The following is a 1462-nucleotide window of genomic DNA, read 5'->3' as shown; positions in this document are numbered from 1 at the left end:
GCCTTTTCGATGAGAGGGCGCAGGACTGCGAGGTAGTGGCGGTTGACCGCCTCGCGGACGGCGGTGCGCGCGACCGGATCGGGTTCGAGGTTGGCGGCGGCGGTCATTGCGCGCTCGCGGGGGTGGTCATAGAAGTAGCGCACCCAGCTCCCGAGCAGGCTGCGCATCGACCCGAAGAAGTCCTCACCCCACGGCAGTTCCGCGATTTCCGCCTCCATCGCCACGCGGATCCGCACGCTCGCCAGCTCGGCCAGATGCACGTACATGTCAGCCTTGTCGGCGAAGTACTGGAAGAGGCTGCCCTTCGAAACGCCGGCCTCCCGGCAGATCGTGTTCAGGCTGCCCCGACTGAATCCGCGCTCGGCGAACTCGGCCTCCGCGGCCGCGAGAACCGCCGCCCGGCGTTCGTCCGGGAGCCGATCCCATGTCCCCGTCGGCACCGACGACCTCCTTCACCAGCACACCATTGACTACTCAACGGTAGCGATCGTACATTATGACCAGTGGTCATATGACCACTGGTCATAAGGAGTGAGCGATGTCAACAAGCTCGAACGACTTCCGGGCCTGCGTCGTCGGCGCGGGATCGGCGGGAATCGCCGCAGTGAAGGTGCTCGCCGAACGCGGTATCGATGTGGACTGCTACGAGCTGTCCGACCGGGTCGGCGGCAATTGGGTCTGGGGCAACAGCAACGGCGTGTCCGCGGCCTACAAGTCGTTGCACATCAACACCTCCCGGCATCGGATGGAATTCAGCGACTTCCCGATGCCTTCGCATCTGCCCGAGTTCGCGCGCCACGACCAGATCGCCGACTACTTCGCCGCATACGTGCGGAATTTCGGCCTCGAGGACCACATCCGGTTCAAGACCGGTGTCACGCACGTCGCGCCGCAACCCGACGGCACGTTCGAGGTATCCCTCTCCACCGGCGAGACCCGCCACTACGACGCGGTGCTCGTCGCCAACGGCCACCACTGGGATCCACGAATGCCCGAACCGATGTTCCCGGGCGCGGACGGCTTCTCCGGCCGGATCATGCATTCCCACTCCTACACCGAGGAGTCGCAGCTGGCGGGCCGCCGGGTGGTCGTGGTCGGCATGGGCAATTCGGCAATGGACATCGCCGTCGACGCGTCGTATCACGCGCATGCGACCTACCTTTCGGCCCGGCGCGGCGTTCACATCATCCCGAAGTACGTGTGGGGCAGGCCCTATGACCAGATCGGCGGGAGCGAATGGATCCCGGCGTCCCTGCGCTGGCCTCTGGCCAGGCGACTGATGGCGGCGGCGACCGGGCCGATGACCCGCTATGGGCTGCCCGAGCCGGATCACAAGTTCGCCCAGGCGCATCCGACCATGTCGAGCACCGCGATCCGGTGATCAGCACGAAAAGCGTGCAGGCCAAGGAGTATTGGTCGGTGCGCGGATCGAGGTAGCGCCCCGACACCTGTTCGGGCGAGG

2 protein-coding genes are annotated in these 1462 nt (G+C 65.9%); one reads left to right on the top strand and one right to left on the bottom strand.

From position 1 onward, the window contains the following. Positions 1 to 440, bottom strand: a 440-nt coding sequence (locus tag ACWELQ_RS45605; RefSeq protein WP_452403176.1) for a TetR/AcrR family transcriptional regulator, incomplete at its 3' end; no start/stop codon positions are given. A 98-nt stretch (positions 441 to 538) separates the two neighbouring features. Between ACWELQ_RS45605 and ACWELQ_RS45600 the strand changes: the two genes are divergently transcribed. After that, positions 539 to 1381 carry a flavin-containing monooxygenase gene (locus tag ACWELQ_RS45600; RefSeq protein WP_452403175.1) on the top strand — a complete coding sequence of 281 codons (843 nt, stop codon included), beginning with the start codon at positions 539 to 541 and terminating at the stop codon, positions 1379 to 1381. The last annotated feature ends 81 nt before the right edge of the window (positions 1382 to 1462 follow it).

The organism is Nocardia sp. NPDC004722 (assembly GCF_053601505.1).
Note: the sequence above shows the minus strand (reverse complement) of the source record. Positions and strands in the feature narration are given on the sequence as shown.

Bases quoted from the DNA above. Each gene is read 5' to 3' on its own strand.
- ACWELQ_RS45600 (WP_452403175.1), top strand. From the start codon at position 539: ATGTCAACAAGCTCGAACGACTTCCGGGCCTGCGTCGTCGGCGCGGGA.